This is a genomic window from Streptomyces sp. NPDC051105, assembly GCF_040682795.1.
GTDB lineage: Bacteria > Actinomycetota > Actinomycetes > Streptomycetales > Streptomycetaceae > Streptomyces.
In genome coordinates this window covers 254,439-269,389 of the sequence record NZ_JBFBBR010000011.1, presented here as the reverse complement: position 1 = coordinate 269,389, position 14,951 = coordinate 254,439, and the positions used below count along the sequence as shown (strand labels likewise).

At 69.1% G+C, this 14,951-nt stretch carries 14 protein-coding genes; 4 read left to right on the top strand and 10 right to left on the bottom strand.

Annotated features, from left to right (window positions below; all coding sequences use genetic code 11):
* Positions 1–11 precede the first annotated feature (11 nt).
* The gene (locus tag AB0N16_RS27370) at positions 12–269 is read right to left on the bottom strand and encodes a hypothetical protein (RefSeq protein ID WP_365801084.1); all 258 of its coding nucleotides are present in this window, start codon (positions 267–269) and stop codon (positions 12–14) included.
* 165 nt (positions 270–434) lie between these two features.
* Here AB0N16_RS27370 and AB0N16_RS27365 point away from each other — a divergent pair, with 165 nt between their 5' ends.
* Positions 435–2,000, top strand: a complete 1,566-nt coding sequence (locus tag AB0N16_RS27365) for a metallophosphoesterase family protein (RefSeq protein WP_365801082.1) — start codon at positions 435–437, stop codon at positions 1,998–2,000.
* Between the two features lie 73 nt (positions 2,001–2,073).
* On the opposite strand, the gene AB0N16_RS27360 is transcribed toward AB0N16_RS27365, so the two are convergent.
* On the bottom strand, positions 2,074–2,931 hold the full coding sequence (locus AB0N16_RS27360) for a DUF4429 domain-containing protein (protein ID WP_365801080.1): 858 nt from the start codon (positions 2,929–2,931) through the stop codon (positions 2,074–2,076).
* A gap of 168 nt (positions 2,932–3,099) precedes the next feature.
* Here AB0N16_RS27360 and AB0N16_RS27355 point away from each other — a divergent pair, with 168 nt between their 5' ends.
* On the top strand, positions 3,100–4,671 hold the full coding sequence (locus AB0N16_RS27355) for a beta-N-acetylhexosaminidase (RefSeq protein WP_365801195.1): 1,572 nt from the start codon (positions 3,100–3,102) through the stop codon (positions 4,669–4,671).
* Positions 4,672–4,735: 64 nt separating this feature from the next.
* Here AB0N16_RS27355 and AB0N16_RS27350 read toward each other — a convergent pair whose 3' ends face one another.
* The 6 genes from AB0N16_RS27350 to AB0N16_RS27325 all read right to left on the bottom strand — a co-directional run bounded on the left by AB0N16_RS27350 (position 4,736) and on the right by AB0N16_RS27325 (position 11,850).
* A complete protein-coding gene (locus AB0N16_RS27350) occupies positions 4,736–6,505 on the bottom strand; it encodes an IucA/IucC family siderophore biosynthesis protein (RefSeq protein WP_365801078.1) in 1,770 nt (589 codons plus the stop codon).
* Positions 6,502–7,047, bottom strand: a complete 546-nt coding sequence (locus AB0N16_RS27345) for a GNAT family N-acetyltransferase (protein WP_365801076.1) — start codon at positions 7,045–7,047, stop codon at positions 6,502–6,504. Before AB0N16_RS27345 ends, AB0N16_RS27350 begins: the two co-directional genes overlap by 4 nt.
* Positions 7,044–8,327 carry a SidA/IucD/PvdA family monooxygenase gene (locus AB0N16_RS27340; RefSeq protein ID WP_365801074.1) on the bottom strand — a complete coding sequence of 428 codons (1,284 nt, stop codon included), beginning with the start codon at positions 8,325–8,327 and terminating at the stop codon, positions 7,044–7,046. Before AB0N16_RS27340 ends, AB0N16_RS27345 begins: the two co-directional genes overlap by 4 nt.
* Positions 8,311–9,753, bottom strand: coding sequence for a lysine decarboxylase DesA (desA, locus tag AB0N16_RS27335; protein ID WP_365801072.1), 1,443 nt, complete (start codon positions 9,751–9,753; stop codon positions 8,311–8,313). The genes AB0N16_RS27340 and desA overlap by 17 nt, the downstream gene beginning before the upstream one ends.
* Before the next feature lie 127 nt (positions 9,754–9,880).
* The gene (locus AB0N16_RS27330) at positions 9,881–10,750 is read right to left on the bottom strand and encodes a siderophore-interacting protein (RefSeq protein ID WP_365801070.1); all 870 of its coding nucleotides are present in this window, start codon (positions 10,748–10,750) and stop codon (positions 9,881–9,883) included.
* A gap of 50 nt (positions 10,751–10,800) precedes the next feature.
* Complete coding sequence (locus tag AB0N16_RS27325; protein ID WP_365801068.1) at positions 10,801–11,850, bottom strand: ABC transporter substrate-binding protein; 1,050 nt, start codon at positions 11,848–11,850, stop codon at positions 10,801–10,803.
* A gap of 208 nt (positions 11,851–12,058) precedes the next feature.
* Here AB0N16_RS27325 and AB0N16_RS27320 point away from each other — a divergent pair, with 208 nt between their 5' ends.
* Positions 12,059–12,586, top strand: a complete 528-nt coding sequence (locus tag AB0N16_RS27320; RefSeq protein WP_365801066.1) for a hypothetical protein — start codon at positions 12,059–12,061, stop codon at positions 12,584–12,586.
* Between the two features lie 307 nt (positions 12,587–12,893).
* Here AB0N16_RS27320 and AB0N16_RS27315 read toward each other — a convergent pair whose 3' ends face one another.
* The gene (locus AB0N16_RS27315) at positions 12,894–13,691 is read right to left on the bottom strand and encodes a hypothetical protein (RefSeq protein ID WP_365801064.1); all 798 of its coding nucleotides are present in this window, start codon (positions 13,689–13,691) and stop codon (positions 12,894–12,896) included.
* Between the two features lie 367 nt (positions 13,692–14,058).
* Here AB0N16_RS27315 and AB0N16_RS27310 point away from each other — a divergent pair, with 367 nt between their 5' ends.
* Positions 14,059–14,532 carry a hypothetical protein gene (locus tag AB0N16_RS27310; RefSeq protein WP_365801062.1) on the top strand — a complete coding sequence of 158 codons (474 nt, stop codon included), beginning with the start codon at positions 14,059–14,061 and terminating at the stop codon, positions 14,530–14,532.
* Positions 14,533–14,545: 13 nt separating this feature from the next.
* Here AB0N16_RS27310 and AB0N16_RS27305 read toward each other — a convergent pair whose 3' ends face one another.
* On the bottom strand, positions 14,546–14,929 hold the full coding sequence (locus tag AB0N16_RS27305) for an SDR family NAD(P)-dependent oxidoreductase (protein ID WP_365801060.1): 384 nt from the start codon (positions 14,927–14,929) through the stop codon (positions 14,546–14,548).
* Positions 14,930–14,951 lie beyond the last annotated feature (22 nt).

The following is a 14,951-nucleotide window of genomic DNA, read 5'->3' as shown; positions in this document are numbered from 1 at the left end:
TTCCGTATTCCTCAGCCGTAGACCATGCGGCGCAGCTGCCGGAGGGTGAGCTCCGGCGGGGCGACCGCCCTGTACTTCAGATCCGCCTCGATCCGTTCGAAGATCTCCGCGTTCACCAGGCCTTCTGTCTGCAGTTCGCGGTGGCGGCGCCGGACGTAATCCCCGGCCGTCTCGTCGAAGTAGGCGAGCACGTCCTGTATCACCCGCAGCGCCTCGCCCCGGCTCAGAGGCGTGGACCGCGTCAGATGATCAACAAGTTCGTCGTGCACCCGTAGATCCTGGAGTACGGCACCGTGGTTTAGCAAGAATCCTGCCCGATTCCGGGCAACGGCCTGTTGAATCTCTTATGGGGTTCTGTTCGCAGCCTGTCCATCCTGTGTCTTGCGCCACGTCGCTTCTGCAGACGAGTTTCAGACGCCATGGACATTCCTCGTATGGGCGTACCCGATGAGCTCGCCGAGCGCATGAGCATGGCCGAGCAGCACGAGTACCTCCGCGCCAGATTCTCCCGGCGCTCGATGATCAGAGGCGGCGCCGTGACTGTCGGCGCCGTCACGGGCGGCTCGTTCGTGCTGGGCGGTACCGCGCAGGCGGCCGTCCCCACCCAGTCCTCCGCCCCCGCCACCCAGTACGTCGACGGTGCCTTCGTGGCGCCCTTCGGTCGTCACCTCGCCTACGGCAACGACGCCGGCACGGAGATGACGATCTCCTGGCAGGTCCCGGTCGCGGTGAAGAAGCCCTTCGTCCGCATCGGCACCCACGCCTCGCACCTGTCGGTGAAGATCGACGCCGAGATACGCACCCTGTACACCCCGGCCGGCATCGGCGCCAGCGGCGACCACACCCAGTACTACGTGCACGCCAAGCTGGCCAACCTCAAGCCGGGCCGCACCTACTTCTACGGCGTCGGCCACGACGGCTTCGACCCGGCCTCGCCGAAGTTCGCCGGCACCATCGGCACCTTCACCACCGCGCCCGCGCACAAGGAGCCGTTCACCTTCACGGCCTTCGGCGACCAGGGCGTCAGCTACCACGGCCTGGCCAACGACAGCCTCATCCTCGGCCAGAACCCCAGCTTCCACCTGCACGCCGGCGACATCGCGTACGCCGACCCGGCCGGCGCGGGCAAGACCGCCGACACCGGCTTCGACTCGCGTGTGTGGGACCAGTTCCTGGCCCAGACCGAGTCGGTCGCCAAGTCGGTGCCGTGGATGGTCTCCTACGGCAACCACGACATGGAGGCCTGGTACTCGCCGAACGGCTACGGCGGCGAGGAGGCCCGCTTCACCCTGCCCGACAACGGGCCGGACAAGAAGAACCTGCCGGGCGTCTACTCCTTCGTCCACGGCAACACGGCGATCATCTCGCTCGACCCGAACGACGTCTCCTTCGAGATCCCGGCCAACCTCGGCATCTCGGGCGGCACGCAGACCAAGTGGTTCGAGGCGCAGCTCAAGAAGTTCCGCGCCTCGAAGGACATCGACTTCATCGTCGTGTTCTTCCACCACTGCGCCTACTGCACCTCCACGGCGCACGCCTCGGAGGGGGGCGTGCGACAGGAGTGGGTGCCGCTGTTCGAGAAGTACACGGTGGACCTGGTCATCAACGGCCACAACCACCAGTACGAGCGCACCGACGTCATCAAGGGCGACAAGGTCGTCAAGAAGCTCCCGATCGGCGAGACGGCCTACTCCGAGACCGAGGGTGTCGTCTACGTCACGGCGGGCGCCGCGGGCCGCAGCCTGTACGCGTTCACCGCCCCGGACTCCTACGAGGGCCACCTGAACGAGGTCGACTCCGTCGCCTCCTTCATCAACACCAAGGACGGCAAGGTCAACGAGACCGTCACCTGGTCCCGGGTGCGCTACCTCAACTACTCGTTCCTGCGTGTGGACGTCGAACCGGCGCCGCGCGGCCAGTACGCCAAGCTGAAGGTGTCGGGCATCGCCGAGACCGGCGACCGCATCGACCACTTCACGGTGGCCCGCAAGGCCAAGTAACACCCGCCAGGAAAGGGGCGGGTGGTCCTCGGTCCGTATGAGGATCACCCGCCCCTCTCCTGCTGAGTCCCCACTACATCCTCTTCAGCACCACCTGTTTGGCCATCGCGAACTCCTCGTCCGTGAGCACGCCCTCACGACGCAGCTCGCCCAGTTCGCGCAGCCGCCGCAGCAGCGCGTCATGATCGGCCTCGGGCTCCCTGGCCGCCCGGGACGGCTCGGGCGGGGCCACCGACGGATGCGGCAACCGCGCCTGCACCGCCGCCGCGACCAGCGCCATCAGCGGATCCCGCTTGAACCCCCACAGCTCCACCGCGTGGGGGTCGTACCTGGCCCGACCCTTGGCCGGAGCGCCGCGCACCCGGAACCGCAGATGGCCGTTCTCCAGTCCGGCGGAGGGCTGCCACTCCACGGCCAGGATGTCCGCCAGGGCCAACGTCCGGGGACCGGCGGCCGCCTTCGCGTCCTCCGCCTTCCAGTTCCACTCCAGCCGCACCCGCTCGCCGTCGAAGCCGGCCGTGCCGTCCCCGGCGCAGACCGACAGCGGCAGCCGCGGACCCGGCAGCAGATACCCGGTCACCGGCGTGCCCGGGACCCGCTCGAGCAGCAGCGCGTCGCGCACCTCGTCCGTGAAGTACTCGGCGACGCCGTACCGTTCCGGCTCCACGGCCAGCTGGTAGGGGTCGTGGATCTCGGCGAGACGGCCGCCGGTGGCGTGCAGCAGTGGGTCGGCGCCGTCCCGCAGCCGCAGCCTCAGCCGCCCCGACCTACGGCCCTGCTCGAACGAGATCCCCGCCAACGCGCCCAGTGGGACGACCAGTTCACCCAGCGTCCGGCGCAGCACACTGACGTTCCTGTCCCGCCCGGGAACCAGTCGCAGGGCGTCTCCGTCGAAGGCCCAGATACCGTCTTTCTGGATGATTTCCGCCATGCGGGGATTGTTCCACCGGAAGTACGGCCGGATGGTCTCGACCAATCCCGGTCTCTGGTGAATCCTCTCTGGTGACTCCTTCGCCCAGTCACAGTCGAGAAGGGAGCGCATGTGAGACGGCACCACAGCACGACTCCCGGAACCTCCCGCACCTCCTCCACACCCCGCATGGCCCGCGTCCTGGGGTCCCTGCTGCTGGTCGCGGCGACCGGCGCCTTCACGGTCGGCGCCACCCCGGCGACACCGCAGTCCGTCCCGGCCCCGCTCGACCGGGTCGTCCCGGCGCCCGCCTCGGTCAGGGCGGGCGGAGCGCCGTACCGCATCACCCGTGACACGGCCATCCGCGTCGACGGCTCCCGGGAGGTGCGCCGGGTCGCCGAGTACCTGGCGGACCTGCTCCGCCCGTCCACCGGCTACCGGCTGCCCCTGACCACGCACGGCACCTCGGGTATCCGGCTCCGACTGGGGGCCGGGCCGTTCGGCGCCGAGGGCTACCGCCTCGACAGCGGCCGCGACGGCGTCACCCTCACCGCCGCCGAGCCCGCCGGCCTCTTCCACGGCGTCCAGACCCTGCGCCAACTGCTCCCGGCGGCCGTCGAGAAGGACACCGTGCAGCCCGGCCCCTGGCTGGTCGCGGGCGGCACCGTCACCGACCGCCCGCGCTACGCCTACCGGGGCGCGATGCTCGACGTCTCCCGGCACTTCTTCACCGTGGCCCAGGTCAAGCGGTACATCGACGAGCTGGCCCTCTACAAGATCAACGAACTGCATCTGCACCTCAGCGACGACCAGGGCTGGCGGATCGCCGTCGACTCCTGGCCCCGCCTGGCGGCCTACGGCGGCTCCACCCAGGTCGGCGGCGGCCAGGGCGGCCACTACACCAAGGCCGACTACCAGGAGATCGTCCGCTACGCGGCGTCCCGCTATCTCGAAGTCGTCCCCGAGATCGACATGCCCGGCCACACCAACGCGGCCCTAGCTTCGTACGCCGACCTCAACTGCGACGGCACCGCACCGCCGCTGTACACCGGCACGGAGGTCGGCTTCAGCTCGCTGTGCGTGGCGAAGCAGGTGACCTACGACTTCGCGGCCGACGTCATCCGCGAGCTGGCCGCCCTCACCCCGGGCCGCTATCTCCACATCGGCGGCGACGAGGCGCACTCCACCGCCCACGAGGACTATGTGGCGTTCATGGACCGGGTGCAGCCGCTCGTCGCGGAGTACGGCAAGACGGTGATCGGCTGGCACCAGCTGACCGGCGCGCATCCGGCCGAGGGCGCGATCGCCCAGTACTGGGGGCTGGACGACACGAGCGCGGACGAGAAGACCCAGGTGGTCAAGGCTGCCCAGCACGGCACCGGGCTGATCCTCTCGCCCGCCGACCGGGTCTACCTCGACATGAAGTACGACGCGGACACCCCGCTCGGCCAGGACTGGGCCGGCCTGGTGGAGGTACGGCGGTCGTACGACTGGGACCCGGGCGACTACCTGGCCGGTGCCCCGAGTTCGGCCGTCCGGGGGGTCGAGGCACCGCTGTGGACCGAGACCATCGTGACCGGCGCCGACATCGACTACATGGCCTTCCCGCGGCTGCCGGGGGTGGCCGAGCTGGGCTGGTCGCCGCCGGCCACGCACGACTGGGACGCCTACAAGGTGCGGCTCGCCGCGCAGGCGCCCCGCTGGGACGCCCTGGGCATCGGCTACTACCGCTCGCCGCAGGTGCCCTGGCCTGCGAAGTGAGCTGAGCCGGAAAGACCGACGGGCTCCCCCGAGGACCGTACTCGGGGGAGCCCGTCCGCCTGGATCAGAACCCCGTGACGGGATTTTTCAGGGTTCCGACCAGCTGGAGGGCGCCCGACGGGTCCGCCAGGTCCACCATCTGCCTGTTGTCGCGCAGCTGGAGCCGGTTGAGGCAGGACAGCGCGAACTCGGGCGCGAACATGTCGTACTGGGCGAACCTGTCGGCGAGTTCGGGCGCCGACTCCTGGTACGCACGGGTGACCTCGGCGACCGTCCGCCAGAAGTCGTCCTCCGTCAGGACCCCTTCGGCCGCGAGGTTCGCGGCGAGGAAGCGGAAGAAGCAGTCGAAGACGTCCGTGAAGATGGAGAGCAGCTTCTTGTCCTCGGGGACCTCGACGCGCAGCCGCTCGACCGCCGGCGGCAGTACCGTGTCCGGGTCCATGACGGCGATCTCCTCGGCGATGTCCTTGTAGACCGCCCGCTGCACCACGCCGTCCTTCAGGACCAGGATGACGTTCTCGCCGTGCGGCATGAACACCAGGCCGTAGGCGTAGAAGCTGTGCAGGAGCGGGGTGAAGTAGGCCTTCAGATAGGCCCGCAGCCAGTCCTTCGGGGTCAGCCCGCTCCGCTCGATCAGCGCGGCGGCGAAGGACGCGCCCTCGTGGTCCACATGGACCAGGGAGGCCATCGTGGCGAGCGACTCGCCCTCCTGGAGGGACGGCACCGGGCTCTCCCGCCAGAGCGCGGCCAGCATCTTCCGGTACGGCGAGTAACGGTCGGTCGCCCGCTCGTACTCCAGGTGCCGGTAGCCGACGGCCGCCCGCTCCCGGATGATCGACAGGCCGGTGGACTTGAGCACCGGGTCGTTGTCGATGAGCTGGGCCAGCCAGTCGTTGATCGCCGGGGTGGCCTCCATGTAGGCGGCCGAAAGACCGCGCATGAAGCCCATGTTGAGGACCGACAGGGCGGTCTTGACGTAGTGCTTCTCGGGGTGGCTGCTGTTGAAGAAGGTCCGGATGGACTGCTGGGCCAGGTACTCGTCGTCGCCCTCGCCCAGGCACACCAGGTGCCCGCGCGCCACCTCGGCGGCGAAGGTGACGGTGAGCTTGTTCCACCACTGCCAGGGGTGGACCGGGATGAAGAGGTAGTCGGCGGGGTCCAGACCCTGGTCGCGCAGGACGCCGTGGAAGCGCTCCACGGTCTCGTTGCCCAGCTCGTCGCGTACGAAGGACTCGTACTCGATGCCGACGCCCGCGGTGAACGCGGCACGCGAGGTGTGGGCCGCCAGCCAGACCAGCCGGACCGGGGTCGCGGTCTCCGGGGCGTACGACAGGTAGTCGTGGATGCCGAAGCCGAGCCGGCCGTTGTTGGCGACGAAACAGGGGTGGCCCTCGGTCATCCCGGTCTCGATCGCCTGGAAGCCGGCCCGGGCCAGCTCGGCGGCCGGGATCTGCGGCTTGGTGAGCTTGTAGCAGGTGCCGGAGAGGGTGGAGGAGATCTCCTCCAGGTAGACCGGCAGGATCTCGTCGCTCAGCCCCAGCGAGTCCTTCAGCTCGATGAAGAAGTCCAGCGCGGCGAGCGGGAGTTCGGCGCCGTCGCGGACCCGGCCGATGGAGTCGGCGTCCACCTGCCAGTGGTCCAGGGCCCGGCGGACGGCGGTGAAGCGGTACCGGGTGAGTCCGTCGTCGCTGCGGACGACATACGACTGGCCGTCCCGCTCCGGGGTGATCAGGCGCTCGTGGGCGAACTCCGCGAGCGCCTTGCGTATCAGGAGCCGGTTGGCCTTCTCCCAGCGCTCGGGGGAGAGATGGGCGACCGCGTCTGCGAGGGTCATACGGACACCGCCTTCTCGAACCGCTCCCGGGTGCAGAAACTCAGCAACGCCTTCTTCTCCGGCTTCTGGATCTCGCCCACGGGCACGAACCCGACGGCCTCGTTCAGCGCGTGCACGGCCGTGTTGCGCACGTCCGGCTCGACGACGATCCGGCGGGCCGCCGGGTCCTCGAAGAGGTGCGCGACCACGGCCGTGATGACGGCCTTGGTGAACCCGTGCACGGGCGTGTCGGCCGCCGGGGTCAGGAAGTGCATCCCGACGTCCCCCGGCTCGGGCTCGTACAGCCCGACCAGCTCGCGGTGGGCTGGGTCGTACTTCTCCATGAGGAAGGCGGGCTCACCGTCCGCGCCGAGCCCCAGCAGCGCGTGGTGGTGCTCGTCGGCCGCGATCTCCAGGTACGCCCGCTCGACGTCCTCCAGTCTCGCGTCCTGCATCATCCAGTAGGCCGCCTTGGGGTGCGTCACCCAGCGGTGCAGCAGCTCGGCGTCCTTGAGGGGGTCGAGGGGCCGGAAGGCGAAGGTCAGGGTGGCGGTGGCGCTCATATGGCGAACTCCTGGAAGGCGATCGTCTTCTCCACCGGGTAGTACTCCGAGCCGAGCAGCTCGCGGATGATGTACGCGTTCCGGTAGGGGCCCATGCCGAGGTCGGGGCTGGTGATGCTGTGGGTGTGGACACCGGCGTTCTGCAGGAACACACCCCGGCCGGTGACGTCGACGGCGTAGTTGCGGGCCACGTCGAAGTTGCCGTGCGAGTCGTAGCGCAGCCGGTCCCGGACGGGCCTGAGGAATTCGGGCTCGGCGTACCTGTAGCCCGTGGCCAGGACCAGGCCCTGGGTCTCCAGCTCGTAGTCCTTGCCCTGCTCCTCCTGGCGGAGGGAGAGGGTGTAGGTGCCGTTGTCGTAGGCGGCCGCGTTCAGGCTGGAGTTGGTGAGCAGCCGGGTGGGGACCGGGCCGCCGAGGTTCTTCTGGTAGAGCAGGTCGAAGATCTCGTTGATCAGGTCGCCGTCGATGCCCTTGAAGAGGCCCTTCTGCTCGGCGGTCAGCCGGTAGCGGGTCGCCTCGGGCAGGGCGTGGTAGTAGTCGATGTACTCGGGGCTGGTCATCTCCAGCGTGAGCTTGGTGTATTCGAGGGGGAAGAAGCGCGGGGAGCGGGTCACCCAGTTCAGGCGGTAGCCGTGGACGTCGATCTCGCTGAGCAGGTCGTGGTAGATCTCGGCGGCGGACTGGCCGCTGCCGACCAGCGTGATCGACTCCTTGGACTGGAGTTCCTGCTTGTGCCTCAGGTAGCGCGAGTTGTGGATGAAGTCGCCGCCCAGGCCCTGGCAGGCCTCCGGGAGGTACGGCGGGGTGCCGGTGCCGAGGACCAGCCGGCGGGCGCGGTAGGTGTCACCGGCGGCCGTGGCGACGACGTACAGCTCGTCCTCGTCCTCGTACCGGACCTCCGTCACCGTGGTGTCGAAGCGGACGTTGGTCAGCTTGTTCGCGGCCCAGCGGCAGTAGTCGTCGTACTCCACCCGCAGCGGATAGAAGTTCTCGCGGATGTAGAACGAGTACAGCCGGCCCTTCTCCTTCAGGTAGTTGAGGAAGGAGTACGGCGAGGTGGGGTCGGCCAGGGTGACCAGGTCCGACATGAACGGGGTCTGCAGGTGGGCGCCGTCCAGGAACATGCCGGCGTGCCACTCGAAGCCGGGCTTCGAGTCCAGGAAGACGCCGTCCAGTTCGGCGATCGGCTCGGTCAGGCAGGCGAGGCCGAGGTTGAAGGGCCCGAGCCCGATCCCTACGAAGTCATGGGTCTTGGTCGGGTTGTCAGGACGCGCGGTCAAGGGACTCTCCCAGGTACTGCTCGGCGTGGCCGGCGATCAGATCGAGGACGGCGGCGATGTCGGCCGTCGTGGTCTCGGGGTTGAGCAGGGTGAACTTGAGGTAGTGGCGGCCGCCGACCTTGGTGCCCGCGACCACCGCGTCGCCGGAGGCGAACAGGGCCTTGCGGGCGTACAGGTTGGCGCGATCGATCTCGGCCGGGTCGGTGATCGCCGCCGGGAAGTGACGGAAGACGAGGGTGGACAGGGACGGCTGGACGACGACGTCGAAGCGGGGGTCGGCGGCGAGCAGCCGCCAGCCCTCCGCGGCCAGGTCGCAGACCTCGTCGAAGAGCTGACCGATACCATCGGCGCCCATGGTGCGCAGCGTCATCCACAGCTTGAGGGCGTCGAAGCGGCGGGTGGTCTGCAGGGACTTGTCGACCTGGTTGGGGATGCGCTCCTCGACCATCCGGCGCGGGTTGAGGTACTCTGCGTGGTAGGTGGCGTGGCGCAGGGTCGCGGCGTCCCGGACCAGCACGGCGGACGAACTCACCGGCTGGAAGAAGGACTTGTGGTAGTCGACGGTGACCGAGTCGGCGCGCTCGATCCCGGCGATCCGGTCCCGGTGCTTCAGGGAGGCGAGCAGACCGCAGCCGTAGGCCGCGTCCACGTGCATCCAGACGCCGTACTGCTCGCACAGTTCGGCGATCTCCGGCAGCGGGTCGATGGAGCCGAAGTCGGTGGTGCCGGCGGTGGCGACGACCGCCATGGGCACCAGGCCATCGCTCTTGCAGCGGTCCAGTTCGCGGGCGAGGGCGACGGTCTGCATCCGCTTGTCCTGGCCGACGGGGACGGAGACCACCGCGTCCTGGCCGAGGCCGAGCAGCTTCGCCGACTTCTGCACGCTGAAGTGGCTGACCTCGGAGGCGAAGATCCGCAGTCCGGACAGGGAGTCGGTCTTCGCCTCCTCCCGGGCCAGCAGCAGCGCCTGCAGGTTTGACTGGGTGCCGCCCGAGGTGAACACGCCGTCGGCGCCCTCACCGAGGCCGATACGGGCGGTCGTCCAGTCGATCAGTTTCCGCTCGATGAGGGTGCCGCCGGCCGACTGGTCCCAGGTGTCCAGGGAGGAGTTGACGGCGGTGAGCACCGCCTCGCCGAGCACCGCCGGGATGACCACCGGGCAGTTGAGATGGGCGAGGTAGCGGGGGTGGTGGAAGTAGACGGCGTCCCGGAGGTAGACGTCCTCCAGCTCGTCCAGGACCGCGGTGGTGTCGTGCAGCGGCCGGTCGAGGTCGATGCCGTCGATGAGAGGGGAGAGGACGTCGACGGTGACACCTGTGAACGGCCGATCGGTGGTGGCGAGTTTGGCAGCCACCCGCTCTACTCCTTCGGTCACGGAGCGGCGGTAGTGCTCCGCGGTGAGGTCATTGAGCAGGTGCGAGCGCATGTGGGGGTCCTCCGGGGACGATCCGTGCGGGGAGGGGAGCAGTCCCGCTTCACTTAGGTGAGCCTAACCTAACTAAAGCGACGGAAAACCTGGCATTCCTGTGGCGGCCGTCACTTCGGCCTCGTAACTACTCGCCGGATTCCCGGAGCTGCTCCTCCGTCAGGCCCTGCCGCCAGTAGCCGACGAAGGTGACCCGGCGCCGGTCCACCCCCCGCTCCCCGACGAAGTGCCGGCGCAGCTCCCTGACCCGTCCGGCCTCACCGGCGATCCAGACGTACGGGCGCTCCGCGGCGGGCAGTTGGGCGCCCCGGATCGCCGCCTCGGCGGTGCCGCCCACCATCCAGTCGATCTCCGCGTCGGCCGCGGTCGCCACGTCCTGGATGTCCCCGGCGTGCGGCACCTCCAGCCAGGCGCGGACCCGGGTGCCGGCGGGGAGCGATTCGAGGATGGCGGTCGCCGCGGGTACGGCGGTCTCGTCGCCCCAGATCAGCACCAGATCGGTGTCCTCGGGCGGACGGAAGCGGATCGCCCGGTTGTCGGCGACCGCCGGGCCGAGCAGGAACACCCGGTCCCCGGGGGTGGCCCGGGAAGCCCACCGGGAGGCGGGCCCGGCGGGGGATGGGGGTCCCCCCGCTCGAGCGGAGCCGAGAGTGGGGGAGGCCCCCGGTTCGACCCCGTGCAGCACGAAGTCGATGTCGATCTCGTCCGGGTTCCCGCGCAGCTCCCGGAGCGTGTACGACCGCATCACGGCCCGTACGTCGTCGGGGAGTTCACGCCACCCCTGCCACCAGCCCTCGCCCAGCTCGACGGGGACGGCGGGCTCGGTGCGGCCCTCCGCCGGGATGAACAGGGAGAGGGACTGGTCGCGTCCGTGGGAGTGGAAGTGCTCCAGATCGGCGCCGGCGAAGGTGACCCGGACCAGAGACGGACCGAGCCGCCTCGTCCGCGCGACCTGGAGGGAGAAGAAACGGAACGGGGCGGCTACGGCCGTCGTCATATGAGCTCCTGAGGTTCAGGAAGTTGTGTGGACGTACTCGGGAACGGAGGTCAGCTGACCTTCTTCGCCGTCTCCAGCGCCTTGGCGAGGTTGTCCACCATCGCGACGCACTTGTCGTAGGAGAAGATCGGCTCGGGGGAGCGGGCGATGACCTGGCCGGCCTTGACCGCGGGGAGCTTCTTCCAGGTGGCCTGGGTGATGTCGGCCGGCTGGATGGTCGCCGAGCGGTCGTCCATCATGATCACATCCGCCTTGTACTTGTCGACGTTCTCCCAGCTGAGCGACTCGTACCAGCCGCCGCTCGCCTTCAGCACGGACGCCGACGGCTCGACGAAGTTGACCCCGAGGGCCTTGAAGTACTCCAGGTCCACCGAGAGGTTGGTGCCGGAGACGTAGAACAGGTCCTGGGCGGCCGAGCCGGCCAGCACCTTGATGTCGGGGTGCGCCTTGGCGGCGGCGCGCAGCCGGGTGGACGCCGCCTCGAAGCGCTTCTTGGCGTCCGTGACCTTACTGGCCGTCATGTCCGCGCCGAGCGACTCGGCGAGGGCCCAGACGCGCTGGAGCGGGACGGTCAGCTGGCGGTCGTAGGCCGAGATGCCGACGCTCGGGGCGAGCTTGGCGATCTTGTCCTTGGACTCGTCCGGGACGTACCAGAGGGTGCCGGCGCCGTCGAACAAGGTGGTGATGAGGACCTCGGGGGCGAGGGCCGCGTACTTCTCGACGTTGAACTGGCCCCAGGTGTTGCCGAGGATGGTCACCTTGCTGATGTCCATGTCGCCGGCCTGGACGTCGGCCTTGCCGTCCTTGGTCTTCGTCGGGCCGAACACGCCCTTGACGTCGATGCCGTAGTCGTACAGCGCGGCGGCGACCCCGGTGAACGCGACGATGTTCGCCGGGACCTTGTCCAGCTTCACCGTGGTCCCGCGGTCGTCCTTGAACGTCCAGGGGCCGGACTTGGCGGCCGTCGTCTCCTTGCCGGAGGAACCACCGCTTTTCGCGTCGCCGTCCCCGCAGGCGGCGAGCACGGCACCGAGACCGAGGGCGCCACCGGCGGCGAGGACGCCGCGGCGAGTGAGGTGGGCTGCTCTGACGTTGGACATAGGTGTTGGCTGCTTTCGGACGTGCGGAAACACCGCCGGACAAGTCATGGATTAGGTTAGCCTAACCTCAGAACTTGTCCAGGGCTCCGCCCCTGACGCCTTCCGCGCGAAGCGGCCTCACGTCTTCCAACTCCCGCACGAATGCGTGTCCTTGCCGTTTTTGCGACCGCCCCTTGATGCGCGTTGGCCGGCGTGCTGACCTTATGCCGTGACCTACGGCTGGAGCAGACGCTCGCTCGTGTCCCTCTTCGTGGTCTCCGCGGGAGTTCCGGTGGTGCTCGTCCTCGGAGCCGTCACGGGCTGGACCCGTTCGGCGATCGGCACGCCGGCCTGGGCGTCGTGGACGATCGCGGCTCTGGCGATCTGCGTCGGTCTGCCGCTTGCCTGGGGTTCCACCCCGCTGGGTACCAGGAGCGCCACGCACCTCCTGCTCAACGCCTATCGCCGCGAGGGACTGGAGACAGCCGAACGGGAGTACCTGTCCAGGCTGGCCCCTCGCAGGGCCGGGCTCCAGCTGTTCAACCTCGGACTCGCCCTGGAGCGGGCAGGCGACCAGGACGGCGCCCACGCGGTCTACCGGCGCGCGGCGGACCTCGGATCCCTGCCGGCCATGGTGAATCTGGCGTACGGCCTGAGCCGACGCGGTGAGGAGGCCGAGGCTCAAGTCTGGTACCGCCGCGCGGTGGAGGCGGGGTACACGCCTGGGGGTGAGCCGGGGCAGGTGGACGGCGAGTAGGGGACGCCGCGTTGCCAGGGGTGTGCCGGGCGGCCGCCGATCCGCGTCTCCCACAGTCCCGGCCTGCGAGGCCTCTGCCAAGGCCGACGAAGCGTTGTCCACATCGGGTGCACTGCTGGTGACGGCGGTGTCGTCGAGCGAGATCAGTGCCCGAACGGAATACAAATGATCTCAGCTTCCCAAGCTGAGGGCCTCCGGCCGTAGTCACGGGCCGGCCGTCTCCGCTTACTCAGGGCGTTGATCGGTGAGGCGGTCGCAGGCCACGGCCGTCGGTGATCCGTTGTCGGCTACCGATCGCGTCCGCCGCCTACGGCCCGCCGTGGAAGAAGCCTGACTTCAGGTCCCCGATGGTGGTGTCGAGTGGATGCCCACTGACGATGAACGGTCCGCTCCAGGGCGCGCTGAGTGCGAAGAGCAACGCCAGGCTCAGCCCGACCACACTCGCAACACCGACGATCAGCAGTGACGTTCGCAGGCTGCTGCGGAATACCAGGGCGCCGGAGTTCACGATCAAGGCCACTCCGCTGACCACGAGCGTGACGACGTAGAGCGCGGGAACGTCGCGCGAGGCGGCCGCGACGCGGGCGCGACGACTGGTGGTGACACCGTCCAGGGAAACCACCAGCTCCGTGCCTGTCGTGGTTCCCACCTCGGGCCGGGCCGCCTCGGTGCGCACGCTCCGCTCCAGCCGTGCGATCGCGCGAGCGGTGGCCGGGTCGTCACCGGACGCCGCTGCCGTACCCTCCCACTCCTTGGCACGCGTGGTCTGCAAGTAGTCCAGCAGTGCCACATGGATCGGCTCCGACTGGACTCGCGGACTTGTCGCCGCCCATGCCAGACGGGAGGCCGCGGCCGCCTCGTCGCTCACCAACCCCTCGGCTGCGCGCAGGTAGCCGGCCTCGCTGGCCAGTGAGAGTGCCGCAAAGATCGCGAAGGCGGCGCCCAGTGTCGGCATCAGAGGCGTGGCGATCTGCGGCACCCGATCCCGTTCCGCGACCGGCACGAGCGCCCGGACGCCGACCCGTGCCCCGGCCGCGACCAGTAAGGCAAGCGAGAGCCCGGCCACAACCAGCACCACCGCCGGCAGCGAGGTCAACCAGTCCACCACATCACCTACAGCGCGTTCCCGCGAGCGTCCCATCGGCGGCGGTACACCGGCCCCGCGACCTGGAGCTCCTCGTCGATCACTTCTAATGAACGCTCCATGATCACAGGTCGAAGACCTGTGACGCTCGCGACGCCCGGCACGGCATCTCTTTTCGTTAACCAAACAGCCGAATACGGCCAATCCGATGGCGAGCAGCCCTTGAGCGCAGTTGAACGCCCCCGTACACACCCACGCCCAACCGACACAGTTGGAAAGCGCGCACCTGCGGTCGACTTGCAGCCCTGATTGGCGCGGGGGCGGCGCTGACGGCCCAAGTGCATCATCGCTCTCTGTACTCGATGATTACTCTGTGTATGGTCTTCTCATGGCCGCTCCCAGTGCCGTCCGCCGCCTCCTGCTCGCCACCGGCTTTCTGGTGCTTGTGCAGGCGGGGGTCGGTCTGGTCATCAATCTCTACGGACTCTTTCCGGTTCACCATCGGGGCTCCCGGGCGGGGGCCCATCGCATGAGGGCCTATGAGAGCTTCGCCTGGGCGGTCGGGCACGGCACCGTCGCCCTCGCCGTGCACACCGCGCTCGGCCTCACGCTCGTCCTGCTGTCGATCGTCGCGGCGGTGCGCGCCGTGCTGCTCCGTCAGCGCGCGGTCGCGTTCTGGACCGTGCTCGGGGCGCTCCTGGTCATCGGTGCCGCTGTGTTCGGGGGGAGCTTTCTCGCCCACGGCAAGACCCTCGACTCACTGCTGATGGCCCTGTTCGCGCTGAGCGCCGAGCTGTGCTTCCACCTCGCCGTCGACCTTCTGCCTTCAGGGCGGCACGGACCTGTGGCCACACTCCGTTAGGTGCGCCGCGTGATCAGCAGCGCCTCATGCCAGGGTGACGTGCATGCCGCTCTGCGGTCTCCGCGCCGCGATCATCCGGGCTCCAGCGGCACAGGGGAGGCGGGTCCGCGCGGGCGGCGTCCAGGTCGGGCGCGGCCAGCAGGGGGCTGTCGGTAAGGACGCCGGCGTTGTTGACCAGCAAGGTCGCGTCGGAGCACGTCTCGGCCGCCGCGGCTACCTGGGCGGGATCGGTGATGTCGAGGCGGACCGGTATCACGCCGGGCTCGCGGACTGACCGCGGGTCGCGGGCTCCACCGTAGACGCGGTGTGCGCCGCGTTGCAGGAGCAGCCGGGCCATCATCTGCCCAAGTCCCCGGTTCGCGCCGGTCACCAGTGCCGTCGCCCCCTGGATCTGCATGGTTTCCCCGTCTCGCCCGGCC